Origin of the sequence: Edwardsiella piscicida (assembly GCF_021733145.1) — a bacterium.
Taxonomy (GTDB): Bacteria; Pseudomonadota; Gammaproteobacteria; order Enterobacterales; family Enterobacteriaceae; genus Edwardsiella; species Edwardsiella piscicida.
The window spans coordinates 925,543-951,682 of sequence record NZ_CP090968.1; the positions used below are offsets into that span (position 1 = coordinate 925,543).

General features: G+C 59.5%; 30 protein-coding genes. 5 read left to right on the forward strand and 25 right to left on the reverse strand.

What is annotated here, in order from left to right; genetic code table 11:
- Window positions 1-32: 32 nt before the first annotated feature.
- The 5 genes from L1P05_RS04170 to dsdC form a co-directional block, all read right to left on the reverse strand.
- Complete coding sequence (locus L1P05_RS04170; RefSeq protein WP_012847704.1) at window positions 33-1,091, reverse strand: class I SAM-dependent methyltransferase; 1,059 nt, start codon at window positions 1,089-1,091, stop codon at window positions 33-35.
- Window positions 1,092-1,156: 65 nt separating this feature from the next.
- Window positions 1,157-1,546, reverse strand: a complete 390-nt coding sequence (locus L1P05_RS04175) for a hypothetical protein (RefSeq protein WP_012847705.1) — start codon at window positions 1,544-1,546, stop codon at window positions 1,157-1,159.
- Window positions 1,547-2,325: 779 nt separating this feature from the next.
- On the reverse strand, window positions 2,326-3,576 hold the full coding sequence (gene tnaB / locus L1P05_RS04180; protein ID WP_012847707.1) for a low affinity tryptophan permease TnaB: 1,251 nt from the start codon (window positions 3,574-3,576) through the stop codon (window positions 2,326-2,328).
- A gap of 84 nt (window positions 3,577-3,660) precedes the next feature.
- A complete protein-coding gene (gene tnaA, locus L1P05_RS04185) occupies window positions 3,661-5,076 on the reverse strand; it encodes a tryptophanase (RefSeq protein WP_012847708.1) in 1,416 nt (471 codons plus the stop codon).
- A gap of 693 nt (window positions 5,077-5,769) precedes the next feature.
- Window positions 5,770-6,711, reverse strand: coding sequence for a DNA-binding transcriptional regulator DsdC (dsdC, locus tag L1P05_RS04190; RefSeq protein WP_012847710.1), 942 nt, complete (start codon window positions 6,709-6,711; stop codon window positions 5,770-5,772).
- Between the two features lie 226 nt (window positions 6,712-6,937).
- Between dsdC and dsdX the strand changes: the two genes are divergently transcribed.
- The gene (gene dsdX, locus L1P05_RS04195; RefSeq protein WP_012847712.1) at window positions 6,938-8,275 is read left to right on the forward strand and encodes a D-serine transporter DsdX; all 1,338 of its coding nucleotides are present in this window, start codon (window positions 6,938-6,940) and stop codon (window positions 8,273-8,275) included.
- Between the two features lie 17 nt (window positions 8,276-8,292).
- Window positions 8,293-9,621 carry a D-serine ammonia-lyase gene (gene dsdA / locus L1P05_RS04200; RefSeq protein ID WP_041692578.1) on the forward strand — a complete coding sequence of 443 codons (1,329 nt, stop codon included), beginning with the start codon at window positions 8,293-8,295 and terminating at the stop codon, window positions 9,619-9,621.
- A 123-nt stretch (window positions 9,622-9,744) separates the two neighbouring features.
- On the opposite strand, the gene L1P05_RS04205 is transcribed toward dsdA, so the two are convergent.
- Entirely contained in the window at window positions 9,745-9,921 is a 177-nt protein-coding gene (locus L1P05_RS04205) for a hypothetical protein (RefSeq protein ID WP_012847714.1), read from the reverse strand.
- 425 nt (window positions 9,922-10,346) lie between these two features.
- Between L1P05_RS04205 and L1P05_RS04210 the strand changes: the two genes are divergently transcribed.
- From L1P05_RS04210 to L1P05_RS04220, 3 genes are read left to right on the forward strand one after another with little or no spacing between them, the layout of a single operon-like run.
- Window positions 10,347-10,946, forward strand: a complete 600-nt coding sequence (locus L1P05_RS04210; protein WP_012847715.1) for a cytochrome b/b6 domain-containing protein — start codon at window positions 10,347-10,349, stop codon at window positions 10,944-10,946.
- A gap of 9 nt (window positions 10,947-10,955) precedes the next feature.
- Window positions 10,956-11,744 (forward strand): molybdopterin-dependent oxidoreductase, encoded by a 789-nt coding sequence (locus L1P05_RS04215; RefSeq protein ID WP_012847716.1) that lies wholly within the window; start codon window positions 10,956-10,958, stop codon window positions 11,742-11,744.
- 43 nt (window positions 11,745-11,787) lie between these two features.
- Complete coding sequence (locus L1P05_RS04220) at window positions 11,788-12,096, forward strand: pentapeptide MXKDX repeat protein (protein WP_012847717.1); 309 nt, start codon at window positions 11,788-11,790, stop codon at window positions 12,094-12,096.
- 138 nt (window positions 12,097-12,234) lie between these two features.
- Here the strand turns inward: L1P05_RS04220 and guaD are convergent, their stop codons facing one another.
- The 19 genes from guaD to L1P05_RS04315 form a co-directional block, all read right to left on the reverse strand.
- A complete protein-coding gene (guaD, locus tag L1P05_RS04225; protein WP_012847718.1) occupies window positions 12,235-13,584 on the reverse strand; it encodes a guanine deaminase in 1,350 nt (449 codons plus the stop codon).
- 177 nt (window positions 13,585-13,761) lie between these two features.
- A complete protein-coding gene (locus tag L1P05_RS04230; protein WP_012847719.1) occupies window positions 13,762-14,790 on the reverse strand; it encodes a TyeA family type III secretion system gatekeeper subunit in 1,029 nt (342 codons plus the stop codon).
- Window positions 14,783-15,448, reverse strand: coding sequence for a type III secretion protein (locus L1P05_RS04235; RefSeq protein WP_012847720.1), 666 nt, complete (start codon window positions 15,446-15,448; stop codon window positions 14,783-14,785). Before L1P05_RS04235 ends, L1P05_RS04230 begins: the two co-directional genes overlap by 8 nt.
- A complete protein-coding gene (locus tag L1P05_RS04240) occupies window positions 15,445-15,999 on the reverse strand; it encodes a type III secretion system domain-containing protein (protein WP_012847721.1) in 555 nt (184 codons plus the stop codon). The genes L1P05_RS04235 and L1P05_RS04240 overlap by 4 nt, the downstream gene beginning before the upstream one ends.
- Complete coding sequence (sctJ, locus tag L1P05_RS04245) at window positions 15,996-16,727, reverse strand: type III secretion system inner membrane ring lipoprotein SctJ (protein ID WP_012847722.1); 732 nt, start codon at window positions 16,725-16,727, stop codon at window positions 15,996-15,998. The genes L1P05_RS04240 and sctJ overlap by 4 nt, the downstream gene beginning before the upstream one ends.
- Window positions 16,724-16,975 (reverse strand): type III secretion system inner rod subunit SctI, encoded by a 252-nt coding sequence (gene sctI / locus L1P05_RS04250; RefSeq protein ID WP_012847723.1) that lies wholly within the window; start codon window positions 16,973-16,975, stop codon window positions 16,724-16,726. The genes sctJ and sctI overlap by 4 nt, the downstream gene beginning before the upstream one ends.
- Window positions 16,972-17,238, reverse strand: a complete 267-nt coding sequence (locus tag L1P05_RS04255; RefSeq protein WP_015461061.1) for an EscG/YscG/SsaH family type III secretion system needle protein co-chaperone — start codon at window positions 17,236-17,238, stop codon at window positions 16,972-16,974. The genes sctI and L1P05_RS04255 overlap by 4 nt, the downstream gene beginning before the upstream one ends.
- Before the next feature lie 4 nt (window positions 17,239-17,242).
- Window positions 17,243-17,464: a type III secretion system needle filament subunit SctF gene (gene sctF / locus L1P05_RS04260; RefSeq protein WP_012847725.1), complete on the reverse strand. Its 222-nt coding sequence runs from the start codon at window positions 17,462-17,464 to the stop codon at window positions 17,243-17,245.
- A gap of 18 nt (window positions 17,465-17,482) precedes the next feature.
- On the reverse strand, window positions 17,483-18,175 hold the full coding sequence (locus L1P05_RS04265; protein ID WP_012847726.1) for a helix-turn-helix domain-containing protein: 693 nt from the start codon (window positions 18,173-18,175) through the stop codon (window positions 17,483-17,485).
- 84 nt (window positions 18,176-18,259) lie between these two features.
- Window positions 18,260-18,484 carry an EscE/YscE/SsaE family type III secretion system needle protein co-chaperone gene (locus L1P05_RS04270; protein WP_012847727.1) on the reverse strand — a complete coding sequence of 75 codons (225 nt, stop codon included), beginning with the start codon at window positions 18,482-18,484 and terminating at the stop codon, window positions 18,260-18,262.
- Window positions 18,485-18,494: 10 nt separating this feature from the next.
- Window positions 18,495-19,685 carry a type III secretion system inner membrane ring subunit SctD gene (sctD, locus tag L1P05_RS04275; RefSeq protein ID WP_012847728.1) on the reverse strand — a complete coding sequence of 397 codons (1,191 nt, stop codon included), beginning with the start codon at window positions 19,683-19,685 and terminating at the stop codon, window positions 18,495-18,497.
- Between the two features lie 7 nt (window positions 19,686-19,692).
- The gene (locus tag L1P05_RS04280) at window positions 19,693-21,177 is read right to left on the reverse strand and encodes an EscC/YscC/HrcC family type III secretion system outer membrane ring protein (protein ID WP_012847729.1); all 1,485 of its coding nucleotides are present in this window, start codon (window positions 21,175-21,177) and stop codon (window positions 19,693-19,695) included.
- Window positions 21,174-21,575 (reverse strand): hypothetical protein, encoded by a 402-nt coding sequence (locus L1P05_RS04285; protein ID WP_034168276.1) that lies wholly within the window; start codon window positions 21,573-21,575, stop codon window positions 21,174-21,176. Before L1P05_RS04285 ends, L1P05_RS04280 begins: the two co-directional genes overlap by 4 nt.
- Window positions 21,576-21,691: 116 nt before the next feature.
- The gene (locus L1P05_RS04290; protein WP_012847731.1) at window positions 21,692-22,588 is read right to left on the reverse strand and encodes a hypothetical protein; all 897 of its coding nucleotides are present in this window, start codon (window positions 22,586-22,588) and stop codon (window positions 21,692-21,694) included.
- Between the two features lie 10 nt (window positions 22,589-22,598).
- A complete protein-coding gene (locus tag L1P05_RS04295; RefSeq protein WP_012847732.1) occupies window positions 22,599-23,090 on the reverse strand; it encodes a tetratricopeptide repeat protein in 492 nt (163 codons plus the stop codon).
- 155 nt (window positions 23,091-23,245) lie between these two features.
- A complete protein-coding gene (sseE, locus tag L1P05_RS04300) occupies window positions 23,246-23,629 on the reverse strand; it encodes a type III secretion system effector protein SseE (protein ID WP_012847733.1) in 384 nt (127 codons plus the stop codon).
- Between the two features lie 10 nt (window positions 23,630-23,639).
- On the reverse strand, window positions 23,640-24,221 hold the full coding sequence (gene sseD / locus L1P05_RS04305) for a type III secretion system translocon protein SseD (RefSeq protein WP_012847734.1): 582 nt from the start codon (window positions 24,219-24,221) through the stop codon (window positions 23,640-23,642).
- A 15-nt stretch (window positions 24,222-24,236) separates the two neighbouring features.
- Entirely contained in the window at window positions 24,237-25,673 is a 1,437-nt protein-coding gene (locus L1P05_RS04310) for a type III secretion system translocon protein (protein WP_012847735.1), read from the reverse strand.
- Complete coding sequence (locus tag L1P05_RS04315) at window positions 25,670-26,137, reverse strand: SycD/LcrH family type III secretion system chaperone (RefSeq protein WP_012847736.1); 468 nt, start codon at window positions 26,135-26,137, stop codon at window positions 25,670-25,672. Before L1P05_RS04315 ends, L1P05_RS04310 begins: the two co-directional genes overlap by 4 nt.
- Window positions 26,138-26,140 lie beyond the last annotated feature (3 nt).

Here is a 26,140-nt window from a genome sequence, read left to right on the forward strand (position 1 = left end):
GCGTTAACGCTGACGCTGAAAGCCGCCGAATATTAACGTTTCTCGCATATTAATAAAGTATGCCCAACGCCGAGATTATCGAGGCGCTGTTCTACCCGGAAACCGGCTATCTCCAGGTAGTGATAAAACTTTTCAACGCTGTAAAAGCGGCTATTGCCATTGGCCAGGCAGGTAAAATAGAGCGATGAGGCGTTTAGGCTAAACGCGGCCGCTTCAAATCGCTGTGCATCCCAGAAGAGCTCCATGATGCACAGCCGGGCTCCGGGTTTCATCACGGCGGCCATACGCGTCAGCATGGCGATAATCTGTTGCGGAGAGAAGCAGTCGAGGAACTGGCTCATCCACCAGATATCGGCCTCGCCGGGGAGCGGCGCATCGCTAAGCATATCCACGGCGTGAAAGCGAATGCGATGTGATAATCCTGCCTCTTTAACATGCTGGCGGGCAAGCGCAATTTGCGGAGGTAGGTCGAGGATCGTTATCGCGACGTTTTCGTCGTATTGGCAGCAGCGCAGTGCCCACTTACCGGTATTTCCGCCGACATCGTACAGGACTGCGGGCTGACTTGCGAAAATATGCGGTAGGGCAGCGTTAAATGCGACGTCAGAATAGTAGTGATCGAAGGCAAACCAGCTTTCTCGCGCCGGGGACGGTAGCTCCGACAGCACCGGGTAGATGGTCTCCGCGTCGCTGAAGACTTTGAGCCCGGAGGGCTTCTCCGTCTTTAAGGCCTCTTCAAGGAAAAACAGCCCCTGATAGCAGACGTCCTGAGTGAAATCCATATTCACGCGCGTCATGGCGTCGTGCAGCAGGAAATGCCCTACTTTCGACAGATAGTAGCGTTCATCTTTGCTGGTGACGATGCGGCCACTGAGCCCCATATCAAGCAGGACACTCACCGCATATTCGCTCAGCGCGCCGTTAGTCACGATGTCGTCGAGCGTTGCCCCCTGCTTTCCTTGCCGATCAAGATAGGCTAATACCCCGGCATTTCGCAGATTGAGTGCGGTTTGAAATAGCATCGGGGCAAATGCAATGCGCTGCGCTTCCGTGATGGCATCAAGGGCGCTGAGAGAGTCCTTATCGTACATAATATAGGTAGCTTATCCTGGGCAAAAAAATCATTAGGCCATTGCTGGCCCAACGTTAGTGCGCATTATTGAACCGCGCCGGAGGCGAGATTGAGCTGAATATCTTTATTGAGGTTATGCACCCAGCGGTTATAGGTTTTGTGAATTTTACCGCCAGAGGCCTTTAGGTTGAGGCTGCTGTCATATTGGATGCTATAGCCGGTGGCCGAATAGGTGATGCGCACTTCGGCAACGTGACCGCGGTTTTGTTGGCGTGCATTAATTACGCCCGGACCCGCCGCAGTCATGACCCACTGACGCTGTACGCCCGCTTTAAGAATGGCATTTTTAACCTGAGCTTCGGTATGACCGGCGCTGACGGTTGACCGTACGTTATCAATCGGTACGGTGCGCGCGCAGCCGGCCAACGCTCCCACGACCGCGAATGCGGCTAACCACTTAACTATTTTTTTCATATATACTCCGGTTTTGTAATATAAATTCTAATAACATATATTGTATCATTTTAATGTAAATGAAAACAAATATTAATACCAATAAATATCTTATTTTTCAGAATTGGGATTACTCCCAAGGTTATATAGTCATTAATAATGCGTTTCTATAAATGTATTGATGAGATTGCTGTCGGGCCTAATGACGCCTCCGCGGTGGGAGATATTAACCAGATGATATAATTTGATTTCCAGAGGGTTAATGCCGCGTGGATCGTCGATGCTCTCCCCCAAGGTTTTTTATTTTTTTGATATCGGAAAGTGTAATCTCATCGCATATTGCTTTCTGGCTGAAATATAAGGCTTCAAATATTCCCGCATTGCAGAAGGGATCGTTGGCGATAGGTGCGGCGGTGAGGGACCTCAGCACGCGATGGGGAGGGGATTCGATGCATCGGGCTGCACGCCTATAATCCCTGCTGGGAACGGTGGCGTAGTGGCGCGCCTGGAGAGGTTCGTGAAACGCTGGACTACGGCAGCGATCGGGCGTTACTGGGGCATCCTAGCGTCAACACCGGCGGTGTGCTGCGATCCCGACAGCGGGGGATTCGGTACGATGTCGATGCCTTGGTGCATCGTGTCGATGAGATGCTATCTCAGGCGAAGAGTCGTGGCCGTAACGGTCTAAAGCACCGCAGCAGGACGTGACGTCGCTGGCGTTAGAGCGCCTCCATGCGCCCGGTTCGCGAGTGGGCCTCGTTGGCTCGGTATTCTGTTCTCCTTTATTTATTCGCCTTGCGTTAGCTGAATATCGGCAATAGGTTGAGCGCCTTGCCGAACCAGCAGGCGATGACCAGCAGGCCAAACAGGATCACTAGCACGGGGATTACTTTGCCACCCCAGACGGTAAACTGCTGTTGAGGGAATTTCTGGCGTGATTTCAGCCCGAGGATGGCTGGCACGATGACCGCCCAGATGGTGGCGCATAGCCCGGCGCCGCCGATCCCATAGAGGAAGCCGTTGGGGAACAGCAGATAGAGCAGCGCCGGGGGTATGAAGGTCAACAACACCGTCTTGAGGCGGCCGACAGACGAGTTGTCGATGTTAAACAGATCGGCCAGGTAGTCGAACAGCCCCAGGGTGACGCCGAAGAAGGAGCTGGCGACGGCAAGGTTAGAGAACACCAGCAGAAAGAACTCGATCACCCGGCCCGGCGTGGTGCCGATGAAGGATTTCACCAGCGAGTCGACGTTGCCGCCCGCGGCGATGATATCTTTAAACGCCTCGCGCGGGATGTTGCCCATGGTGCAATACAGCCAGAACAGGTAGATCACCAACGCCAGGAGCGAGCCGAAGACCAGGCTTTTGATCAGCTTATCCTTGCGCTTGCCATAGCAGATGATCAGGCTGGGAATATTGCCGTGGAAACCAAACGAGGCGAGGCAGACCGGCAGCGCCATAAAGATATAGGGGAAGTAATCGTTGTGCTGTCCCACTCCGGCGGTCGCGTCGGTGAGGGTGGCGTAGTCGACGCGGAAGAAAAACGAGCCGAAGACGATGACGAAGGCGAGGATCTTGATGCCGAGAAAGAGTGAGGTGATCCGGCTGGCCGCCAATGAGCTGAACCAGAGTACCGCACCAACGAACAACGCCGTGGCGATGCCGACCAGGCGAGGATTAACCTGATGGCCCAGCTGCATGGCGATGGTTTCGCTGAGGATCGCGCCGTTGGCGGAGATATAGGCATAGGTCAGAATATACAGGACGAAGGCAACGGTGATGCCGTTAATGATATTCCAGGTGTTGCCGAGGAGATCTTTGGTGATGGTATTGAAACTGGAGCCGATAGGGTAATTTAAATTCGCCTCGAGTAATAAGAGTCCAGAGTGTAGCATGGAAAACCAGGTGATGATTAAAATAAAGGCGCCCCAAAAAAACCAACTGCCGGCCAAATCGACGGGTAAGGCAAACATTCCGCCGCCGATGACGGTGCCGGCGATAACCATAATGCCCCAAAATGCAGAATGCTTGTTTTTAAACTCCGGCTCCATAAGATTCTCCTCTTATTCAGAGCGTGATGATTTCTTGTTGGCGGAGAAGAGCCTGCGCATGGTGCGCAGGCGCCTATTTTTGGTTTAGACTTCTTTTAATTTGGCGGTGAAGTGGCGGAGTACCTTCGGCTCGTAAATAAATTCCAGTCCTTTAATATTTTTGGCGCTCAGCTTGATCTGTTGGAATGCCTCGATAATAAAGTCCATGTGCGTCTGGGTATAGGTGGCGCGCGGAATGGTCAGGCGCAGCAGCTCGGCGGGGCAGGGCAGCTGTTTACCGGTTTTCGGGTCGCGACCGAGTAAGAAGGAGCCGATTTCGACGGCTCGGATGCCCGCAACCTTATACAGTTCACAGGCCAGTGCCTGGGCCGGGAACTGCTCGGCGGGGATATGCGGTAACAGCTTACCGGCATCGACGAAGGCGGCGTGGCCCCCAGCCTGCTGGCAGGTGATGCCGATCGCCTCCAGCCCATCGACCAGGTATTGCACCTGGGTGATGCGGTAGGCCAGCCAGTCCTGGTTCATGCCATCGTGTAGTCCGACGGCCAGGCGCTCCATGGCGCCGCCCTCCAGGCCGCCATAGGTCGGAAAGCCCTCTTGCACCACACACAGCGTGCGGCATTCGGTGTAGACGTCGAAGAAGCGCTCATCTTTAAAGCACAGCAGGCCGCCCATCGGCACCATGGCGTCTTTCTTCGCCGACATGGCGAGCATATCGGCAAACTTGTAGGTTTCGCGGGTGATCGCTTCAATGCTCCAGTCGCGGTATTCCGCCTCGCGTTGCTGAATGAAGTAGGCGTTTTCGGCGAAGCGGGCGGAGTCCATTACCACCGGAATATCGTATTTCTGCGCGATGGCGTACATCGCCTTTAGGTTAGCGATGGAGACCGGCTGGCCGCCCGCCGAGTTACAGGTGATCGTCGCCACGATATACGGCACGTTGTTGGCCCCGACCTCGCGGATGCTTTGCTCCAGCTTATCGATGTCGAAGTTACCTTTAAAGTCATGGCGTGCGGCGGTATCGAAGGCCTCTTCGATATAGACGTTGCGGATGGTGCAGCCGTTGATCTGGCTATGACCCTGGGTGGTATCGAAGAAATAGTTGGAGAAGGCCACCATCTTGTTTCTATCCAATCCCTTCTCTTGCTCACGCTTCTTGATCAGCACCGGAATATAAATTTGCTCGGCACCGCGCCCCTGATGGGTGGGAATGGTGTATTGATAGCCAAAGATCTGCTTAACGGCGTCGACCAGCGCGTAGTAGCTACGGCTGCCGCTGTATGCCTCGTCGCCGCGCATCATCGCGGCCTGCATATTCTGCGTGACGGCGCCGGTGCCGCTGTCGGTCAGCAGATCGATAAATACGTCTTCGCTATCCAGCAGGAAAGGGTTCATCCCCGATGCGGCGATCGCCTGCTCGCGATGTTCGCGGGTCGTTCTTTTTACCGGCTCAATAACGCGAATACGGAACGGTTCTGGTAAATGTTTAAAGTTATCCATTGTGCTCACCCTTTTAAATATACAGGTAGGGAGTATTCTTTACCGATGGCAAAGAACACTGTAGATAAATAAAATATATGGCGGCGCTGAGCGGGCATAATCAAATAATTATGCCGTGGCGTGCGTTCGCGAACGGTCAATCCCGCAAGGGCGTTATCCTATGCGAGTTTGCCAAAGGTGTAAGTATGGGGGGTTAAGAAAAGAATTCGACGAGGATGATGTCGAGATTAAACCACTTGCTAGGAATATTTGTGTCACATAGTTTTTTCATGATATGCAAACATCCTTAGTGAACGTTGTGACTATAAAATGCACACAGCCGGTTTTTTTGTCTATTGCTATAGTATTTAATTGTGATGGAATTCACGCGTCATAATTTAACTCAATCATTTTCCAGACAAAGCCGCTGCTGTGGCTATCGTTGGCATGACGGGGTAATGCCAGGGATGATAATCATCGGTAGAAAGCGGCGGCGGATATGACGCCGCGTCGCCCACCGCGCGTATCATGTCACGCCAGTTTTTTAACGGTCGGGCACGGCGTGGATCCTGCTGGCGCCGCCGCCGGTATTGCTCCGGGGGAGATCTCGACCACGCGAGCCCACTCGTCGGCGTTGCGCTCGTCTGCTGGCGTGGACGTCGACGCGCATCGTGGTGAGCGCGGCGGCGCTCTGCTTGGCCGCGGCGGCGGGTCTTAGCGCTCCGCTCCCCGCTGCGCCTGCTGCTGTAGCCAGCCGATAAAGGCGTCGATTTTGGGCCACTGGCGGCCCGGTAGGGTGGTGGCATAGTAGTGCTGATGGCACTGCAGCGCCATTTGGCCGAAGGGGGCGATCAGCTCGCCGCTGTCGAGCCGCTTTTGCACCAGCCGCTTACGCCCCATGGCCACCCCAATATGGTTCATCGCGGCGATGACCGCCAGATCTGAACGGTCGAATCCAATGCCGGCGGCGGGCGGCAGGGGGACGGCAAAATGCTGCGCCCAGCCGAACCACTCATCGGTACCGGAGTCGTTGCTCCAGGCCTGCCTGTCGTGCAGCAGCGTACAGTGCTGCAGATGGTGCGGCGCGTTCAGCAGGTTAAAACGGTGGGCGTAGTCGGCGCTGCAGACGGGGAGGATGGCCTCATCCATCAGGATATGGTGGCTGAGCTGTGCCGAGGGGGCATCGTCAAAATAGATGGCGACATCCACCCCCGACCACTGCAGGTTGACGTTGTCATTGCCGGTCAGGATCGTCAGCGAAATCGACGGGTAGCGCTGGGCAAAGTCACCCAGGGCGGGCACCAGCCAACACTGCGCAATGGAGGGGCGGGAGTAGACCGTCAGGGTGCCGGAAAGACGCTGGTTTTTGATGTCCAGAAGCTCCTGATTCAGGACATCCAGCGATGACTTTAGCGCCCAGTATACCCGCTTGCCCTCCGGCGTCAGCTCGACCTTTCGGTGCGAGCGCACGAACAGCAGAATGGCCAGATCGGCCTCCAGCTGGGTGATCTGATGGCTGATAGCGCTGGGGCTCAAGGAGAGCTCGGCGGCGGCCAGGGCGAAGGACTGGTGGCGGGCGGCGACCTCAAAGGTATGGAGCTTGGCAAGCTGCCAGCCGTTAAGGGGGCGGTTTCTGACTTCTCGTAGCGATTCCATGGCGTCATCGGAGTGGGAGTAAGGGGGGAGAGTGTAAAGAAATCCGCTGCATATTTCATCATATTGATGAGAATTTCTGACTTATTTTCTATTCTCGGCGTTTTATTTGATGCCGGTCACGCCATTGCATCTATTTTTCTCATGTGAGTCGCCAATTATATCGTTTGTCAGCCCATGCGGTTTCTTTGTTCAATAGCACTGGGTTAATTACAGGGTAAGGTGAGATATGCACTCGCAAATTTGGGTTGTGGGCACGCTGCTGATCAGCATCGTGTTAATCGTACTGACTATCATAAAATGTAAACTGCACCCGTTTCTGGCCTTGCTGCTGGCCAGTTTCTTTGTCGGCACCATGATGGGAATGGGGCCGCTGGATATGGTTAACGCCATTGAGAGCGGCATTGGCAGCACGCTGGGGTTCCTGGCGGCGGTGATCGGTCTGGGCACCATCCTGGGCAAGATGATGGAGATCTCCGGGGCGGCAGAGCGTATCGGCATCACCCTGCAGCGCTGCCGCTGGCTCTCTACCGATGTCATTATGGTGCTGGTGGGGCTGATCTGCGGCATTACGCTGTTTGTGGAAGTGGGCGTGGTGCTGCTGATCCCGCTGGCGTTCTCCATTGCTAAGAAGACCAACACCTCACTGCTGAAGCTGGCGATCCCGCTGTGTACCGCGCTGATGGCCGTGCACTGCGTGGTACCGCCGCATCCGGCGGCGCTGTTTGTGGTGAATAAGCTGGGCGCGGATATCGGCACGGTGATCGTTTATGGTCTGCTGGTCGGCTTAATCGCCTCGTTAGTCGGCGGGCCGCTGTTCCTGAAGCTGGTCGGCCATCGCCTGCCGTTTAAGGCGATCCCGGCAGAGTTTGCCGATCTGCAGGTACGCGATGAAAAGACGCTGCCTTCGCTGGGCGCCACGCTGTTTACCGTATTACTGCCGATTGCGCTGATGCTGGTAAAAACCCTGGCCGAGCTGAATATGGCGAAGGAGGGCTCGCTGTATACGCTGCTGGAGTTTATCGGTAATCCGATAACCGCCATGTTTATCGCTGTCTTTGTCGCCTATTACATTCTGGGGCTGCGTCAGCATATGGGGATGGGGACGCTGTTGACCCAAACCGAAAATGGCTTCGGCTCTATTGCCAATATCCTGCTGATTATTGGCGCAGGCGGTGCGTTTAACGCTATTTTAAAAAGCAGCGGCTTGGCAGATAGCCTGGCGCTGATCCTCTCTAACCTGCATATGCACCCGATTTTGCTGGCCTGGCTGGTCGCGCTGATCCTGCATGCGGCGGTGGGGTCGGCGACGGTGGCGATGATGGGGGCCACGGCGATTGTCGCGCCGATGCTGCCGCTGTATCCCAATGTCAGCCCTGAAATCATCGCGATCGCCATCGGCTCCGGCGCAATTGGCTGCACTATCGTCACGGACTCGCTGTTCTGGCTGGTGAAGCAGTACTGCGGAGCAACGCTGAACGAGACCTTCAAATACTATACGACCGCAACCTTTATTGCGTCGATTATTGCCCTGGCAAGCACTTTCTTGCTCTCTTTCATTATCTAAGTATCAAGAGACGTATGATGACGAACATTAATATGACCTCATTTATTGCCCAGTATCCGCTGGTGGCCGATCTGGTGAATTTACAGGAAACCGTCTGGTTTAACCCGGCGACGACGACGCTGGCGGAAGGGCTCCCCTATGTTGGTCTGACGGCGCAGGATGTGCAGGATGCCCACGATCGCCTGGCCCGCTTTGCCCCTTATCTGGCCAAGGCGTTTCCGGAGACGGCGGCGACCAACGGTATCATTGAGTCCGAGCTGGCGGCGATCCCGGCCATGCAGCGGCGTTTGGCGCAGGAGTACGGCCAGCCGATCGGCGGTCAGCTGCTGCTGAAAAAAGACAGCCATCTGCCGATCTCCGGCTCCATTAAAGCCCGCGGCGGGATCTATGAGGTGCTGGCGCACGCAGAGAAACTGGCGCTGGAGGCCGGTCTCCTGACGACGGATCAGGACTACAGCGTCCTGCTCACCCCGGAGTTTAAACGCTTCTTTAGCCAGTACAGCATCGCCGTTGGTTCCACCGGTAATCTGGGGATGTCTATCGGTATTATGAGCGCCAGCCTGGGCTTTAAGGTTACCGTTCATATGTCGGCCGATGCCCGTGAGTGGAAGAAGGCCAAGCTGCGCAGCCACGGCGTGACGGTGGTGGAGTATGAAGAGGACTACGGCGTGGCGGTAGAGCAGGGGCGTAAGGCGGCGGAGTCCGATGCCAACTGCTTCTTTATTGACGATGAGAACTCCCGCACCCTGTTTTTGGGCTACGCGGTGGCCGGCGAGCGGCTGAAGGCGCAGTTCGCCGCGCAGGGGCGTACGATCGATGCCGATCACCCGCTGTTCGTCTACCTGCCGTGCGGCGTCGGCGGCGGCCCCGGTGGGGTTGCATTTGGCCTGAAGCTGGCCTTCGGCGACAACGTACACTGCTTCTTTGCCGAGCCGACCCACTCTCCCTGCATGCTGCTGGGGGTGTATACCGGTCTGCACGACGCCATCGCCGTACAGGATCTGGGGATCGATAACCTGACGGCGGCGGATGGACTGGCGGTTGGCCGCGCCTCCGGCTTTGTGGGGCGGGCCATGGAGCGCCTGCTGGACGGCTGCTATACGCTTGACGATCAGAGCCTGTACAACATGCTGGGCTGGCTGGCACAGGAGGAGGGCATTCGCCTGGAGCCCTCGGCGCTGGCCGGTATGGCGGGCCCTGGCCATGTCTGTGCCTCTGCAGAGTACTCGCAGATGCACCGCTTCAGCGAGCAGCAGCTGGCGCAGGCGACCCATCTGGTATGGGCGACCGGCGGCGGCATGGTGCCTGAAAACGAGATGGCGCAGTACCTGGCCAAGGGGCGCTAACGGCGCAGCGGCCGCCCGGGACGTAGCATCACCGGGCGGTCGTTGGCGGGCGCGTTCCCCCGCGCGGGGATCGCATTATGCTCAGGCGCAGGGCATGGAGCCTGCGCCGCTATTCGCTCACGATCAGTGCAGCTGCGGCTCAACGGTGAGCGAGCAGCCATCGTTGGCGCTGGACGCATCTTTATCTGAAACGCTGGTTTCACAGCTCTGTGGGTTACTCTCCCCCTGCATACTGTCCGTGGGCGCAGTGGCGCAGCCGTTGAGGAGTAAAAATAGCGTGGATAGAAGAAGAGATCGCATATTGCTCTTTGCTCCCTTTAGGCGTTTGGATTGACTCCGTTCAGTATAGACGGTGATTATTCCGCTTGCGTAGGCGCGCTGTTTTCACGTGGGGCGCTGACGCCCCGCCTTTTTCTGTGACGGCCTCGTCATGGGCGTTACCTCGACCGGGAATGAGTATGACGATTAACTCCGTGCTCCCCGCACTAATCGGTTCCTTCTCGTCTCGCCTCTTTATTTATCTACTGATCATCCTATCCATAAAGAATAATCATCGGTGTTTTAATTCCTATAGCTAATACGCTAGGGAATAGCGATACCGATTACTCAACGACAATACAACCGACCCCCTTTTTAGGGCGATAACTTATAACGTTTTGTTTAAGGATTTAACTTTTCGCCGTGGGGTAGACTGCCATCATTCCCCTACATGCAGGAGTGACTGGATGAACGGCGCAAAGGTAGTGAATGTCCATCCGCTATGGCTACGGCTGTGCCACTGGATCAATGCCGTCGCCATCTTTTTAATGATCCTGAGCGGCTGGCGGATTTATGACGCCTCGCCGCTGTTTGATTTCTCTTTTCCCAAGCAATACACCCTGGGGGGATGGCTGGGCGGCGCCCTACAGTGGCACTTTGCCGCCATGTGGCTGTTTGCTGTCAATGGCGCGGTGTATCTGGCTATCAACATTATTGGCGGCCGTTTTCGTCGGCGCTTTTGGCCGATATCGCTGCGGCAGCTGGGGCACGATATCGCAGATGCGCTGCGCGGTCGCTTGGCCCATGACGATCCGCACCACTATAACGCGGTGCAGAAGTGCGCCTATCTGTCGGCCATCTGCGCCGCCATCGTGCTGCTGCTTTCCGGTCTGGTGCTGTGGAAGTCGGTGCAGTTTCCGCTGCTGCGAGAGCTGCTGGGCGGCTATGAAGCGGCGCGCTATATCCACTTTTATGCCATGGCATTCGTGTGCGCCTTTCTCGTGGTGCACGTGGTGATGGTGGCGCTGGTGCCTAAAACGTTGCTGGCGATGTTACGCGGACGCTAAGGAGCGACGATGAAGAAGAGCAACATCGACTTATCCACCGGCGATGGTCAGGCGCTGGTGCAGGAGGCGCAGCGTCTGGTTGCCCGTCGCCTGAGCGGCTCGTCGCGCCGCCGTTTTTTACAGCAAGGCCTGACGCTGGGCGGTATCGCCATGCTGACCGGGTGCGATCTCAGCGACAATCCCGACGTGGAGAGCGTACTTAACCGTATGTCTCGGTTTAACGATCGGGTGCAGGGTTGGCTGTTCAGCGGGCAGCGCCTGGCGCCGGAGTATACGCAGCGCGAGATCACGCGCCCCTTTCCCTTTAATGCGTTTTACGGGGAGGAGGATATTCCCGACATCGTGGGAGATGACTATCGGCTCGAGGTTCGCGGGCTGGTGCGGGACACCCGCAGCTGGCGCCTGGCGGAGCTGTATCAGCTGACGCAGCATGAGCAGATTACCCGCCATATCTGCGTTGAGGGGTGGAGCGCCATCGGGCGCTGGGGCGGCGTGCGCTTCGCTGACTTTCTGCGGCTGATCGGCGCCCAGACCCAGGCGAAATACGTTAGCTTTCGCTGCGCTGATGACTATTACACCAGCATTGACATGGCGAGCGCGCTGCACCCACAGACCATTATGGCGCTCTCTTGGGATGGGCAGCGGCTGCCGCCGGAGTATGGCTATCCGATGAAGCTGCGTATTCCGACCAAGCTGGGCTATAAAAATCCAAAGCATATCGTTTCCATAGAAATAACTAACCGATTCCCCGGTGGTTATTGGGAAGATCAGGGCTACAACTGGTTTGGCGGCAGCTGATCTTTTTAATGCAGTACTTTCTCAATAAGATAAGGATGGAAAAATGAAAAAGGTAATCGCAACGGTACTGGCCGGTTCTCTGATGATGGCATTCTCCGCAGCCTACGCCGCAGACAGCATGGCCAAAGATAATATGGGCCATGATGGCATGAAGAAAGAGAGCGCGATGTCCCATGATTCTATGGGGAAAGATGGCATGAAGAAGAAAAAAATGATGACCCATGACGGGATGGCGAAAGAGGGAATGTCCCACGACGCGATGGGTAAGGATGGTATGAAGAAAGATGGCATGAAGAAAGAGGGGATGAAAAAAGATAGCATGGCCAAGGATGAGATGAATAAAGGCATGTAATTCCGCGTCTGCGGCTTTATTTTGTCCTGTGTCTACTACGCCCTATCGCCGCTCCCCCCGGCAATAGGGCGTTTTTTATTGGACTATCTCACTGCGCCGCGGCGCTGGGGGATACCCAGCGCAGTTTGGCGGAGAATATTACGCGCGTTGGTACTGCTGTTGACCGGCAATATAGGTCTCTTTAATATTCTGTTTGCCCCCCATTATCATCAGCGCAAACAGCCTGTCTTCTAATGTGGTGGTATTCTCCATGCGCAGCTTTTGTATCTCATCGGTGTGCCAGTCGATCACCGTAAAGTCGGCGGTTTTCCCGCGGGTAAAATTCCCCACCTGTCCCTCAAGGCTGAGGGCAACGGCGCCACCGAGGGTCGCCAGATAAAATCCCATAAACGCGGACAGGGTGCCCCCCGATAGCTGGGTGATTTTATAGGCCTCGCTCAACGAGTCTAATTGACAGAAGCTGGTTCCTGCGCCGATATCGGTTCCCAACCCCACCCGAATATGATGATGCTGCGCCCGGGCTAGATTGAACAGGCCGCTGCCCAAAAATAGATTGGAGGTCGGGCAGAATGCGATGGCCGAGTCCGTTGCTGCGATGCCGTCCCACTCGGCGTCGCTGAGGTGGATGGCATGAGCGAATACCGACTTTTTCCCGGCGAGTCCATAGTGGCGGTAAACCTGGAAATAATTTTCCTGCTCGGGATACAGTTCGCCAACCCAGGCAATTTCACTGTGGTTTTCACAGAGGTGGGTGTGTACATAGGTATCGGGATATTTTTCTTTTAGCTTTCCGGCCAGGTGCAGCTGTTCGGGCGTAGAGGTCGGGGCAAAGCGCGGCGTAATCGCATACTTCAGTCGGCCTGTGTTATGCCATTTTTTTATCAACCGTTCGCTGTCCTGGTAGGCTGATTCAGCGGTGTCGAGCAGATAGTCGGGGGCGTTTCTATCCATCATGACCTTGCCGGAGATCAGCAGCATATTTTTGCTCAGCGCCTCCTCAAACAGCGCATCTACCGACTGCGGGTGTACGGTGCCAAAGACCAGGGCGGTCGTGGTGCCATTTCCCAGCAGCTCATTGACAAAAATATGCGCAATGCGTTGGGCATAGTCCGGATCGGCAAACTTTTTTTCGGTTGGAAACGTGTATTTCTCTAGCCACTCTAATAATTGTTCGCCATAGGCGCCGATCATTTCGCTCTGTGGATAGTGAATATGGGTATCGATAAACCCCGGGGTAATCAGACAGCCCGTTTTATCATCAATGTTTTTATAATTATGCTCATCGCTATGATGATAGGGACGGCACTCCACGACTTTACCCTCTTTAATAATAAGCAATCCATCCTCGATAAATTCGAATGAATCGCTGAGATTGTCTGTTTTTGCCGGATTACTAAAGAAATGGAGAAAACTAGAACGAATGGCTGATGTTGCTTGGTTCACAAGGATAGTCTCGTTATTGTTGGTAGAAACGTAAAATAATAGCATTGGTGGCAGGTGCGTTTATCTGAATCTATATTGTGTTGGCGTCTGGTTTATCTTTTATCGGTATGGATGGCGCAGGATCTATTTTTAGCGTGCGGCGCGATGATTTTCGATGCGGATATCAACGATGTCGGCGATATTGCCGTGTGGCAGAGTGTCGTCCAGGGAGATAAAAATAGATCAGGAGACGATACTATCGCTAAGGTTATGAATGGCGTCATCGAGCTGCAGACGATGGTCCGCGTCGTTAAAGCATGCGTCCGGCAGCAGCTGTATCAGTTTACCCAGCGATTGCAGGAGGCGATAGCGATCCAGCTCGGCCTGCGGCGGTAACATTTCGGCCAGGGTATCGGCGTTAAGCCAGATCTGCTCGATCAGCTGCACCACGAGCAGCATGAGGCCTTCGCCGCTAATGGCCGGCATGCCCAGCGCCGCGGCGGCGCGATCGCAATAATCCTCCAGGCCGAGCAGACGCAGCAGCTGGCGCAGATCGTCAATGACGGCGGCCAGATGGCTGCCGACGATCGGCTGGCCGCTAGCGGAAAGCGCATAGGCTAAGAGGTGTAGCATGGCGCGTATTTTTTTGTGGCGCTGCTGGCGCTCTCCTAACAGGTTCAGCCACTGGGAGATCTGGCGGCGCGGGGCCAGCGCACGGTGATAGAGCTGGAGCAGCTCTTGGCGCAGGCCCGGCGTTACGGCGCCGAACTCCAGCGTGGCAAACAGCGCGATGGCCGTTTGATCGTCTGCCATCAGGCTGGCCAGCGCCGCCTCCATTCTGCTGCGCAGTCTGGCACCCGGCTGGCGGTGGGCCAGCCAGGCGGCCAGATGCAGGGCGGCCGCGCCGGGCGCCGGATACTGCGCCTGTAGGGCGCTCAGTAGCTGAGGCGCGTGCTGCCAGGCGCTGTCGTCGTTCAGATCGCTGAGATCCTCCTCCGCAATCATGGCCACCTCCGCCACCAGCTTGTGCATGAGCACCCGATCACGGCTGCTTGAGTCATGCTCTTTGCCGTTGCGCAGCTCGCGCAGGCGTCCCCCCAGCGCAAAGCTCAGATCCTCCTGGGTCTCTTCTAAGGCATCGCTCTGACTTTCGCTCAGCTCCACCATCGCCTGTGCGATGACGGATGCGCCGTTCTCCGGGCCTGGCGCGGCGTGCGGTACGATCGTCTGCCGATCGGTGGGGGCCAGCGAGGCGGAGTGAATGTTAAGCATATTGCCTCCCGCAGGCGCTATCCCTGAGCAGCTGCAGCAGGCGCGACTGCTGGGCCTGGCTATCCAAGTGAATGCGCAGCAGCCCGTCATCCAGCCGCGCCTGCCCCTCCTGCAGGGTGGGATCGGCGGTGACGGCGATCCGTGGGCTGTCGGCCCAGGCGGCCTGGGCGTGCGTCATGGCCGAGGGCGGTACGCTCAGGGTGAGGCGTCCCTGGGCGAAGCGATGAATGACGAGCTGATTGATTCTCCGGATGAGCAGCGCATTTTGGTCCTGTTTACCCAAGAGCTCCTCGATGGCCTGCGCCGTCAGCTGACGCCAGCGCTGCGCTAGCTGGTCGGCCAGATGCTGCTCCAGCTCCTGCTCGTGACACAGCCACTGTACGGCGGCGGCGATGGCCTCCTCCTGCTTTTGCTGGGCCGAGCGCTCCCCCTCCCGCTGCGCCTGCTCCCGGATCTGCTGCGCCTGCGCTTTGGCCTGGGTCAGAAGATCGTCGGCCGCGGCCCGTATCGCACTGGCGTGCGCTTCGGCCTGGCGCAGCGATGCGGCGATGGCGCACTGCGCCTCCTCCCGCTCACGCAGGCGCTGGGCCGTGAGGTATCCGTGGCTCGGCAGGGCACCGGGTAGGGTGGTAAACGGAAGGTGCAGCGGATTGTTCATAGCCACCTCGCCAGCTTTTGCAGTATAGGGATGGGCGATCCCGCGGGGGCCGCGCCCTGCGACGGGGGGGCGTAGAGTCGGCAGGCGCGCAGCGCAGGATCCGGCGCCTGACTCAGCCAGGCGATACCGAGCTCCCTCGCCCGCTGACACAGTGACGCGGGCGGTAGGCTCTCTGGCGCGGCGCCATAGGGCAGCAGCACCTGTAGCTGCCCGATGCTGAGCGGATCCAACGCGTCGGAGAGCGTTTCTCGGTACGGCTTGAGCAGCAGCAGTCCCCCGGCCTCCAGGGCCCAGAGCCCCATGGCCAGCAGCAGCGTCGCGCGGCGCTCGGCGCTGGACAGCAGATCGCTGGATAGCGGGGTCAGCGCGGGCGGCAGGCCGTTTTGCCCCAGCCGCTGGCGTAGCAGCGTATCGAGCGCCGGCCGCGCCAGCGGGCTGTCACGGTAGATCGACTGCCAGCAGTGCAGCCCTAGCGCCCCCCACCATGCCGGATCGATGATGTGCCCAGGCTGGTGCCAGATCTGATACAGATGCTGCCGGGCGGGGGTCATGACGTACTCCTCCCTGGACGTCTCAGCCACAGGAACAGGCTAATGAGCAGGCCAAACAGGAGGGTGCAGGCCGCGGCGACCAGCGCCTCTCGGGGCAGCGGGTGGCCATACAGCGTGATTTTATGATCCTCTGCCGCGGCGATGGTCGGGGGCTGATAGCGGTATTCGGCCCGCTGCAGGGTCACGCTGATGCGATCCGGCGCGAGCCCAGGAATACCGTTGTGGATGAGGGCTCGGATCTCCGCCTCTCGGGCGGGGAGATTGATTTCGGGGCTGTATTTAATGAAGACCGCCGCGGAGGCCTGGGGCGGCGCCTCGCCGACGATGACGCGCGGCTCGGCTACCGAGACTTCGGCATTAATGACGCCATCCATGCTACCAAGCATCTTTTCAATTTGCTGGCTTTTAAGGTAGTTGAGTTTGGCTTCCTCCTGCTCGGGGGAGGTAACCAGCTGTCCGCTGGGAAATAGCTCCTGCATGGTGACGGTTTTACGGCGCGGCAGGCCGTTTTGGCGGAGCACCTCGACGGCATCGACAAAGCGCTCCCGCTCGACCAGCAGGGTCACCCCCTCTTTCTCCACCCGCTTATCGGCTGGAATGTTGTTGTAGATCAGCAGGGCCATCATCTGATTCGCCTCTTTTTCATCCAGCTTGCTGTACAGCTCGCTTTTGCATCCGCTCAGCAGGGGCAGCAGGCCGAAGATCAGTATCCAGGGAATAATTTTCATGACAGATTCACCAGCTTATTGATGGATTGGGCCACGGAACCCGCGACCTTGGCGGTCAGGTCGACCCCGACGGCCAGCTCATTCAGGGTGCCCTGGATCGCCAGCAGGGCATCCGGCGAATCGCCGGCCTGCGGCGCGTTCATCAGGGCGGCAAAGCGCTGCTGAGCGGGCAGGGGGACCGGATCGTTCACCTCGGGTGTTCCGCCGGTGAGCGCCTGTCCAATCGCGTTAAGGGCATCAACATTCATCGCGTTTTCTCCTGAGTGGTGGGGGTTAACAGCGCGCGCAGCGGCAGGCAGTCGTCCGGCGGTAACATCGCCAGACGGGCCGCGGCCGCCCGCTGGCGCCCCAGTCCGAAGAGCAGAATGGCTTCGCAGCGGGTAACCTGGTCGGGATCATCGAGCCAGTCGGGCAGCGCATTGAGAATGTCGTGCATTTCGGCCCGCATCCCGCAGTTAACGGCGGCAAAGCCCGCCTCTACGACGAGGCGAGGAACTGACAGCGTATCCATGGCATTACCCTATTTTGCTGATGATGCTCATCATCATGTCTTTGACGGTTTTCATGACCGAGCTTTGGTAGCCGATCATGACGGAGTACTGCTGCATGGCAAACTGGGCTTTCAGCATGGCCTGCGGATCGTTGTTGACATTGCCAGAGGTGATGACCGAGTGCGCATCGTTAGACATGCGGGAAACCTGATTGCCCAGCTGAGAGACGATATCCTCAATGTTCATATAGGCTCCTTACCGTGTTTAGCCGGCGCGGTGGTGAAGGCTGGCCCGACGCACTTCGCTCGGTGACTGACTAAAGTGACGCCGAAAGCAGTCAGAGAAGTGGGCGGCGTTACAGAATCCGGACTCCAGCGCGACGTCGATCACCTTTTTAGAGGTGGTTTCGAGTAGCTGGCGGGCATGGCCCAGACGCTGGCGCAGTAGCCAGCGTTTCGGCGCCATGCCGAACTTGTCGTTGAACAGCTGGTTGAACTTACGCTGCGACAGGCCGAAGAGATCGGCGTAGCGCGCGACCGGCCAGGGTTCGAGCCGATGGCGGTAGAGCGTGTCGAACAGGTCGGCATCGGCGGTTAACAGCGATCGCAGCAGGGTGGAGGTCCGTTGACACTCCAGGGTCAGGCTGTAGGCCAAGACCAGCCTGAGCATGGTTTCATCGTCGGCATCCGCGAGCCGCAGCAGCGTTTTCAGCAGGCCCGGCGCCATGGCGATGGGGAGCGGCTGAGGGGGCGCGACGGGGGCCGGGCCGCTGTACATCAGGTGCTGCAAATCGCGGCATATGCCGTGCAGCAGATTACACGGATAGCTAAATAGCCGAGTATGCCGGGTCGACGCGATGCCGGGAGGACGCGAGTCAGCGATCAGCAGCGCGCCGGGCTCCGGCAGGAGCGCGATGTTGTCTGGACCGGTGACGAGCAGTAGATGCAAATTGGGCATGAGGTGCTCCTGACTGAGGTACTAAGGCCATCATAGCGACCGGGTAAATTTCCCCTATCGGGTCATCACCTGAGTTCGCGGCAATCAGGTGCCTTGGTGCAGCGTCCACAGGGTGTCGATGACGCGTACCGCGGCCAGACACGACTGACGCTGACGCTCCAGGCGGGCGTACTCGTCGGCGCTGTGCGGCTGGCGCAGCTCAAGGGCCAAACGCCGCGCGGCCTCATTCAGGCAGTCGATCAGGCGTTGGCGCTGGTGTCCGCGCGGATCGTGGCGCAGCGAATCTTCAAGATGCGTTAGGGTGGGCATAGGGAGCCTCTCAACGGGAGTGTAGGGGGATAAAAATAAGGCGCAGTCGACCCGCCAGCGAGACGCCGCTGGCCGTAATCTGGACGATGCGCATGCCTTGGCTGAGCGGTGCGCCGGGGAGCAGCCGCATGCCGTTGCTCAGCTGCAGGTACAGGGCGTTGTCGGCGCCGCCGACGCCCGCGATCGGCGCGGGCAGGAGATCCTCGGCGTCGAACGCTCCCGCCATACCGATAAAGCGCAGGGGCAGCGTATCGCCCTCGCCCTGCTGGCCGAGGCGCTGGAGTAAATGGTTCAGGCGCGCCTGCTGCGGCGGCGCAAGGTGTCCCGACAGCAGCCAGGCGTGCTCGGTGCGCCGCGCGCTGATGCCCTCCAGCAGCCCCTCCGCGCGCAGGGCATTGATCAGCCTGGACAGGGTCTGGGCGCCGCTGTCCGTAAACTGCCAGCGTCCCAGCCCCGGCAGCCGATCCAGCGCCTGGGCCAGGGGCGCGCTATTGCCCTGAAAATCGCCGTCGATGGCGGCGTCGCCGTTATCCTGCAGCGTGATGATCATATTTTGGTAGCCATAGCTGTTCAGCAGCGCCCGCAGCGCCTGGCGCAGCGTATCGTTGCAGACGGCCTCCTGCTGCAGATGGATGCCGCTGGCCTGCAGTCGCTGACGCAGCGCCGCCAGCCGCCCGCTCTCCTGACAGTGGCCGCGCAGCAGCAGATCTCCGCTGCTTTGCCAGATGGCCTGTAGCCCCGGCTCATTTTGCAGCGCCTGCGGCAGCCATGCGCGCGGGGAGGGGGGCGTCGGCGCCGCGCTGGGCCAAAGGAGACCGATGATCCCAAGCGTCGGCAGCAGCGCGCCGAGAAGGAGATACAGCAGCGTGGTGCGGCGCCCGGTGCGGCGTTTGGCTATCTGCGGCAGCGGCGTATCGCTAGCGCCGTCGGTCAGCGCAAAGTGGATCCCGGCGAGATCGATCCCCTGATTTAACGGCAGGCGATCGCCGTGCCAGGGGCGGCCGCCAACCCAGCAGGCGGTAGGGGTAGCGAGGCTGACGCCCTGGGCGCTGACCGATAGTGAGGCGCTGCCGCCGCTTTCCAGCGCCAGGTGCAGATCGCTCTCTTCGCGTTCGCCAAGGGTAAACTCGCCTGCGGGCAGCCGCAGCGCCTGTCCCCGCAGGGGGCCATTGAGCAACGTAAGCTTGAAGCAGGTCTCCATAGTTACCTCACATCTGGCGGGGCTCGGCTTTAATCAGGAACAGACGTACAACGCTGTGTACCTTGCTATCGGTGCTGCGGAACAGCCCGCCGATCAGGGGAATGTCGCCCAGCAGCGGAATTTTGCGGACGCCCTGCGTGTTTTCATTCTGTACAAAGCCCCCCAGCAGCAGGGCCTGCCCTAGATTTAGCGTCGCCTGGGTGGCGATCTCCGCGTTTTGCACCTGGGGCAGGGACTCCGCCTGGCTGAGCGGCGCCCCCTGACGTCCATCCTCGATATTGAGGATCAGCAATATCTTATTCCCGCCGCGCTCCCGGATCAGGCGCGGCGTAACGCGCATCAGGGCCCCCGCGGTAATCGCCTCCAGCTTGGGGTTCTTCTCGCTTCTGAGCTTGGTATAGAACGTGATGCTGCGATCCAGCACCGCCTGCACATTGTCCAGCGTGACGACGGAGGGGCGTGAAACGATCTTGGCCTTGGACTGCTGCTCCAGGGCGGAGAGGCGCACCATAAAGCTGCCGGAGTTGGCGATCAGCGAGGAGAAGCTGTCGGCGTTGAGCCCGCCGCTGTTGTTGAAGCTGACCTGACCGCCGCCGATGCGCGCGGAGGCGGACCAGTCAATGCCCAGTTCGTTGATATCCCCGGCATCCACGTCGATGATGGTCACGGAGATCTCAATCAGGGTCGGGCGTTTGTCGAGCTGTTGGATAAGCTGGCGGTAGAGCGCCATATTCTGCTTGCGATCGCGGATTAATACCGCGTTTTGGCGCAGATCAGCCGAGAAGGTGGGCAGGCCGCTGCTATTGCTGGGGGGCGTGCCGCTCTTGCTGTCGGGCAGCGGCATGGCGTGCCCCTGCGCCATCTCACGCAGTACCGATACCAGCCCTGGGACGACGACGCTCTGGTTGCGGTAGGCGTAGCTGGTGTCGCTGGCGTTGGCATACTTGAGCGGGAACACGGCGACGGTTTCACGGTTTTGCTCCAGGTTAAGATCCTGCTCGTCCAGCTGTTTGGCCAGGGTCGTTACCTGGCTGAGACAGGCGGGAACACCGTTGACCTGTAGGGCGTTGGCGCTGGCGACCTGGCGGACCTGGCAGGCATAGCCGTCCAGCAGCCCGCTGCGCTGTAATAGGCGCTTGAGCACGGATCCCGCCAGATAGCTGGGCGCCAGCGTGGCCTGCTCCATCTCCTGCGCCTTATAGATATACAGCGTATTGCCATCGTAGTAGGGCAACAGTTGGTACAGCCGGCTTAGCTCGGCCAGTATCGTGCCGCGCGGCGTATCGCGAAGCTCGCCGGCGTAGGACTCCGTGATGCGGGGGCTCACCACCACCGGCACGCCGGAGTTGGCGCCGAGATCGCGCAGCACCGAGGCCAGCGTGGCGCTCTGGCTGGAGACGAAAAAGGGGGCGCCGCGCCAGGGGATGGGCTGAGCCAGGCTGGGGGCGGAAAACCCACCGCAGAGTAAGAGCAGCAGAACGAGAATTCTCATGCATACCTCCCAATGAACGGGCTTTCGGGATGCGTATCCCGAACCGCGGGCGCCAGTAGCCCCGCCATCGCCAGCTGCTGCTGCAGCAAAAGATCGAGCTCGGCCTCCGTCAGCGCCGGCGGATAGCGGCGCAGGAGCCAGAACTGCTCCTGTTCAACGTAGAGCGCATCGTCCAGCGTTTCCGGGCTCGCCGCCAGCAGCAGGCACGCCTGACTGGCCTGCGCCAGCGGCCACGCGATCGTTATCGCCACGCACATACCGCTGGCAAAATAGCGTCCTTTCAGACGCCGATCCTGCAGGGTGCCGGTGAGGCTCTGCTGCCCCTGGGACCAGTCGGCCTGGTTGAGGTACATTGCCAGCTGCTGCAGCGCCTGGCGGGGATTCAGTTTTCTGTTCATGTCATTAGGGTAAAGCGGCGGCGCCCCGCTGCGTATCGGGTGCATACCTGAATTGATGTGCGAGCGGCGCGCGGGCATACCGGCCGCAGGGGCGCCGCCGGTATGGGAGGAGGGGGTCAGGCAAAGCTGTAGCGTCGCGCCGGTGGCGCAGACTCGACGCCGTTTTGGCGGAGGGTTTGAATGAGAAACGCGCGGGTTTTCTCCAGCGTCGCCAGCTGCGCCGCGATCCGCCGTTCATCGGCATCGCGATCGACCGTCGGTTCGCTCTGGGCTATCTCTACGCGGCCCCAGGCCCTGCCGGCGTTGATCTCATGGCCGCGCTGAACGATGCCATGGTGCGTCTCATTGGTTTTAATCGCGCTCGCGCTGATCTCTATCATCGTTCTGCCCAAGGTCAGCGCCGGGATCGTGGTCTGCAGGGCGAGGGGGGCGGCGACGGGAAGGAATCCGCTGACGGCGACGGTGCTGACGGTAATGGCGCTGCGCGCCAGCAGCGAGCCATAGGCGGCGACCTGGCGGGCCCTTTCGTCGCTGGCGCCGCTGACTTTTCCCAGCCAGTGGATCGCGTTGCCGATAGCGTCGCTGCCCATGGCGAGCCCCTCGCCGCCATTTTTTTTGTGGTTCCAGTCATAGGCCGCGCAGGCGACGTCGCCGACGGCGATGGTGAACCCGATGCTGGCCAGCGCCAGCAGGGGGACGCCGGCGCCGGCGGTGAGCCCGGTGATCAGTGCGGCGGTGATCAGCACGGCGCTGGCCGCGACCAGGGTGAGCACTTTGGCGACAAAGCTGCGTTTCGCCATATCGACGCCGCAGGCCTTGGCCTTTTGCTCGGCCTCCTGCGCCTGTGCCCTGAGCTGGTCCAGGGGCGCTGAGGCCCCCGGCGCTCGGCTGCGCGGCGCCTCTATGCCCAGCAGGTCGCACTGGGTGCCGATCTCCCTGCGGCTTGGCGCGGGGCAAGGCCCCGGCGCCGCGGTGGGTGGCAGCGGTGCATCGGTGAAAACGCCGTTGATCATCATAGGCTCCTTAGGGTTGATTAAGCGTATCCAGCAGATCCTGTGCCCGCTGGCGCAGCAGTGTATAGCCTGGGTTGCCGTCGGCCTGGCCATAGCACAGCGCAATCGTGGCATCCAAGGCATCCATGGCGGCGTCCGGCTCCCTCAGCGCGAACAGGCACTCCGCCATGTGAAACGGGGTAAAGGGATCGTTCGCCCGCAGCGCGAGGGCGTAGCTAAAGAGGGTCAGCGCCTGGCGATACTCCTGCTGCTGCTGCAGCGCGCAGGCAAACGCGAAGGTGAAGCGTCGCTCCAGCGGCTGCTGTAGGGCGAGAAACGCGAATGTGGCCGTCGCCTCGCGAAGATCGCCGTCGTTCAGGGCCTGGCAGCCGCGCGCGTAGCCGGCCTCCATTTCATCCTGACTGGCGCCGCTGAGGGGGCGCTGTGTTTCCCTCCCCTCCAGCAGCGCCAGACAGCGACGCGCCACGTTTTCAGCCTGGGTGGAGAGCGGTGCGGACGTCATGGGGGTCTCCAAATGATATGATATATTATTACATTATCAGGGCGTGCGCCCCGGGGCTTTGGAAAAGCGGGGCGGCTTTGGCTTTTGGCATCGCGCCGTCGGGGCGCCGGCCGAGCGCCTCTGCAACAGCGCGCCGGTCGGCGTTGAGGTGGCGGTTAGCGGCAGCAATAGCGCAGCCACAGCGCATCATCCAGACGTAGGGGCTGTGCGCCTTCCGCCAGCATCACATCCGTCAGGCGTCGTCGCATCCTATCCAGCGCCCGATCGTGGGGCGCGGGCAGGATCATGGCATCGATATAGCGCAGCAGGGGCAGCGCGCCGATGAGGCGGCGCAGGAGTCCCATCAGGGCGATAACGGCCTGTCCATCGTCATTGCGGGCGGTAAAGTCACAGAGGATCAGACGCTCTCCCTCCTGCCGATAGGTGAGGTAAAAACGCGGGGTTTCGATGCGCTGTCCCATGAGAAACTCGCTCTCCAGGAAGTGCGCCGGCGCCGGGCGTAGCCCCTCTGCTATCATGAAACGGCTGACGTCATCCATCGTGCCTCCTTCAGGACATGCGTACGCTGCTGGCGATACGTTCGTGGGCCTGATTCAGGGTGGTCAGTATCTCGCGCAGATCGCCGGAGATCTTGAGCGCCTTTTCCAGCGTTTCATCCGCCCGCTTAAGCTGCTGCTCGGCCAGGCCGTGCTGATATTCGGACAGCGCCTGCTCCTCCTGCGACTGACGCGACATGTCATTGACATAGCCGACGCCGACAATCCCCTGCGTCATGCTGTTAACGCCGTTGCTAATGGTATGCGCCTCTTCTCCGAACGCCCCGCCAACGGTCTGGGCGATGCCGCCGAGGATTTGCGCGATAGCCTGGGCCTGCTTGGCCTGAAAGTCTTTATCGATGGCGTCCACGCGGGTGTCATACGCTGTTTTTTGCATCTTGAACGCGTTGCTTTGCTGTGTCTGTTGATACTGGCGCAGCACATCGCGCAGCTTCCCAAACAGCTCTCCAAGCTGAACCATCAGCTCATTCAGCTGGCCGATGGCGTCGCCGCCGCGATCCTGTGAAACGTAACGATGGCCGTCCGGTGGGGTAATGCCGTTAACACCGTGGCTGCCGCTGTCGATAGTCGTCATAGTCTGCTCCTTGGTTTAGGCGATATTGGCGGCGATGTTGCTGAGCATGGCGCCGCTCTTTTGCTGGGCATCCGCCGCCGCGGAGAGGGCTTTGCCCGCGCCGTCCATTAGGCTGCCGATATCCTCTTTGGCGCGTTTTTTGATTTTTTCAAACTCCTCCAGCATGAACTGCATAAAATCGGTCTCATTGATCAGCTGCTGGATGACCTTCTGGAGATCGGCCCGCTCCTTGGTGATAACGCCCTGGTAGACGCCGTTAACGCCCTGCAGGGTGCTACGGGTGGTCGACTTCGCATTGTTGGCCACGCTGTCGATACAGGCGCCGACGATGGCCTTGATGACCTCGCGCTGCACCTCTTTAACGACCTGCTTGCTCAGCTCCTTGGCCGACATTTCGACGCCGGATTGGAGCGCCTTTTTCGCGGCGGCCTCGACCGCCCGCGTGACCATTTGCTCAATAGCCTGCTTGCTGAACGCCTCCAGGAGATGTCCCTGGCCCAGGAAGCGACCGCTCTGCTCGGCCAGCGTACGGGTGACCTGATCGGCGACCTGTTCGGCAACCTGCTTGCCAATTTCCGAGGCCGCGGTCTTTATCGCGGTCTCGCTGCCCTGGGTCACGGCGGTATGTAGCGCTTCGCCCGCCGCCCCCTCCATGACGGTTTCCGTCGCTTTGGCGATGGACTTGCTCGCCATGACTCCGCGCCCGACGCTGACCAGATCGACGGCCATGCCGGCGATCTCGAAGGCCAGCTGCACCTTTCCGGCGACGTCGGCGATAGACTGGTACTTTTCCGCATTGTCCTTATCGATCAGCGCCAGGGTCTCGCAGGCGGCTTTCACCAGCCCGGCGCATCCCGCCGCCACGTCCATGGCGCCGCCGGCAAAGTCGCCGATTAAGATTTTGCCAATGCCGCTGACCACCTCGGCAATAGAGACGATCCAGTCGACGATGGCGGAGAAAATCCCTGCTTTCTGCGCCTTAGCCTGATCCTCGATGGATTTCTCCACCTGTTTACGCAGATCTTCATTCTGGCGCAGACGCAGATTTTCGGCGCCGTGGGTGCGGATCTCCATGGCCAGCGCTTTGAGATTGGCGTTGTCGCCGAGCGCCTTGACCCCCAGCAGAGAGGCGGCCAGCGTCATCGCCTCCATCGGCGTGCGCTCGATATCGCTGACCGTCAGCGGCTTGCCGTCGACGCGGGGGCCAAAGATGTCCAGAATGCGGTTCAGTGCGCCCTCTGCGAGGCGCAGCGTCACGGGCTGACGGGGCGCAGGCGGGCGATGAAACTCGCGCTTAGGATCGTGATCCTGCTGACGCTGAGGGGGCGGACGCAGCGGATCCAGCGCGCCCGCGCCAATCTGTGGGTGATCGTGCTGCGACTGCACGCTGTCGTTCTGACCGCTGCCGCCCAGCGGCGGCGTGGTATAGCGGGTCTCAGTGATATTGTTCATGGCTGTGTCTCCTCGGTCACCGGTGTGAACTGACGCAGTATTTCCCCCTTGATCGCCTGGTACTGCGGCTTGGCGGCGCACCATTTCAACGCCGCGCTGAAGGCCTTACCTGCCAGCGCCGTCTGACCCATCTGTCGGTAGCTAAGGCCGGCCAGATAGGCCGGCTGGGGGTCGTCCAACCGCAGCAGGCCGGCCTGACCGAAGCAGAAGACGGCCTGATCGTGCTCCTCCAGACGCTGACAGCACAGCCCCAGGGAGAGCCAGTACTCGTATTGCCAGTGGGAGAGGCGGGCCAGCAGCAGGTAAAAGCGTTTGGCGCCGGCGTAGTCCTCTGCGTCGAAGAGCTGGCAGGCATAGCTGTAGACATGGTCGAGATCGTCGGGGGCGATATCCATCAGCGCCTGTAGTGTGCCGCCCTGGTTGAAAAAACCATGCAGCGTAGCGAGATCGTCCTGCTCGGTCATCGT

Coding starts and splice junctions, on each gene's coding strand:
- L1P05_RS04170 (WP_012847704.1), bottom strand. CDS start 1,091: ATGTACGATAAGGACTCTCTCAGCGCCCTTGATGCCATCACGGAAGCG.
- L1P05_RS04175 (WP_012847705.1), bottom strand. CDS start 1,546: ATGAAAAAAATAGTTAAGTGGTTAGCCGCATTCGCGGTCGTGGGAGCG.
- tnaB (WP_012847707.1), bottom strand. CDS start 3,576: ATGGAGCCGGAGTTTAAAAACAAGCATTCTGCATTTTGGGGCATTATG.
- tnaA (WP_012847708.1), bottom strand. CDS start 5,076: ATGGATAACTTTAAACATTTACCAGAACCGTTCCGTATTCGCGTTATT.
- dsdC (WP_012847710.1), bottom strand. CDS start 6,711: ATGGAATCGCTACGAGAAGTCAGAAACCGCCCCCTTAACGGCTGGCAG.
- dsdX (WP_012847712.1), top strand. CDS start 6,938: ATGCACTCGCAAATTTGGGTTGTGGGCACGCTGCTGATCAGCATCGTG.
- dsdA (WP_041692578.1), top strand. CDS start 8,293: ATGACGAACATTAATATGACCTCATTTATTGCCCAGTATCCGCTGGTG.
- L1P05_RS04205 (WP_012847714.1), bottom strand. CDS start 9,921: ATGCGATCTCTTCTTCTATCCACGCTATTTTTACTCCTCAACGGCTGC.
- L1P05_RS04210 (WP_012847715.1), top strand. CDS start 10,347: ATGAACGGCGCAAAGGTAGTGAATGTCCATCCGCTATGGCTACGGCTG.
- L1P05_RS04215 (WP_012847716.1), top strand. CDS start 10,956: ATGAAGAAGAGCAACATCGACTTATCCACCGGCGATGGTCAGGCGCTG.
- L1P05_RS04220 (WP_012847717.1), top strand. CDS start 11,788: ATGAAAAAGGTAATCGCAACGGTACTGGCCGGTTCTCTGATGATGGCA.
- guaD (WP_012847718.1), bottom strand. CDS start 13,584: ATGCTATTATTTTACGTTTCTACCAACAATAACGAGACTATCCTTGTG.
- L1P05_RS04230 (WP_012847719.1), bottom strand. CDS start 14,790: ATGCTTAACATTCACTCCGCCTCGCTGGCCCCCACCGATCGGCAGACG.
- L1P05_RS04235 (WP_012847720.1), bottom strand. CDS start 15,448: ATGAACAATCCGCTGCACCTTCCGTTTACCACCCTACCCGGTGCCCTG.
- L1P05_RS04240 (WP_012847721.1), bottom strand. CDS start 15,999: ATGACCCCCGCCCGGCAGCATCTGTATCAGATCTGGCACCAGCCTGGG.
- sctJ (WP_012847722.1), bottom strand. CDS start 16,727: ATGAAAATTATTCCCTGGATACTGATCTTCGGCCTGCTGCCCCTGCTG.
- sctI (WP_012847723.1), bottom strand. CDS start 16,975: ATGAATGTTGATGCCCTTAACGCGATTGGACAGGCGCTCACCGGCGGA.
- L1P05_RS04255 (WP_015461061.1), bottom strand. CDS start 17,238: ATGGATACGCTGTCAGTTCCTCGCCTCGTCGTAGAGGCGGGCTTTGCC.
- sctF (WP_012847725.1), bottom strand. CDS start 17,464: ATGAACATTGAGGATATCGTCTCTCAGCTGGGCAATCAGGTTTCCCGC.
- L1P05_RS04265 (WP_012847726.1), bottom strand. CDS start 18,175: ATGCCCAATTTGCATCTACTGCTCGTCACCGGTCCAGACAACATCGCG.
- L1P05_RS04270 (WP_012847727.1), bottom strand. CDS start 18,484: ATGCCCACCCTAACGCATCTTGAAGATTCGCTGCGCCACGATCCGCGC.
- sctD (WP_012847728.1), bottom strand. CDS start 19,685: ATGGAGACCTGCTTCAAGCTTACGTTGCTCAATGGCCCCCTGCGGGGA.
- L1P05_RS04280 (WP_012847729.1), bottom strand. CDS start 21,177: ATGAGAATTCTCGTTCTGCTGCTCTTACTCTGCGGTGGGTTTTCCGCC.
- L1P05_RS04285 (WP_034168276.1), bottom strand. CDS start 21,575: ATGAACAGAAAACTGAATCCCCGCCAGGCGCTGCAGCAGCTGGCAATG.
- L1P05_RS04290 (WP_012847731.1), bottom strand. CDS start 22,588: ATGATCAACGGCGTTTTCACCGATGCACCGCTGCCACCCACCGCGGCG.
- L1P05_RS04295 (WP_012847732.1), bottom strand. CDS start 23,090: ATGACGTCCGCACCGCTCTCCACCCAGGCTGAAAACGTGGCGCGTCGC.
- sseE (WP_012847733.1), bottom strand. CDS start 23,629: ATGGATGACGTCAGCCGTTTCATGATAGCAGAGGGGCTACGCCCGGCG.
- sseD (WP_012847734.1), bottom strand. CDS start 24,221: ATGACGACTATCGACAGCGGCAGCCACGGTGTTAACGGCATTACCCCA.
- L1P05_RS04310 (WP_012847735.1), bottom strand. CDS start 25,673: ATGAACAATATCACTGAGACCCGCTATACCACGCCGCCGCTGGGCGGC.
- L1P05_RS04315 (WP_012847736.1), bottom strand. CDS start 26,137: ATGACCGAGCAGGACGATCTCGCTACGCTGCATGGTTTTTTCAACCAG.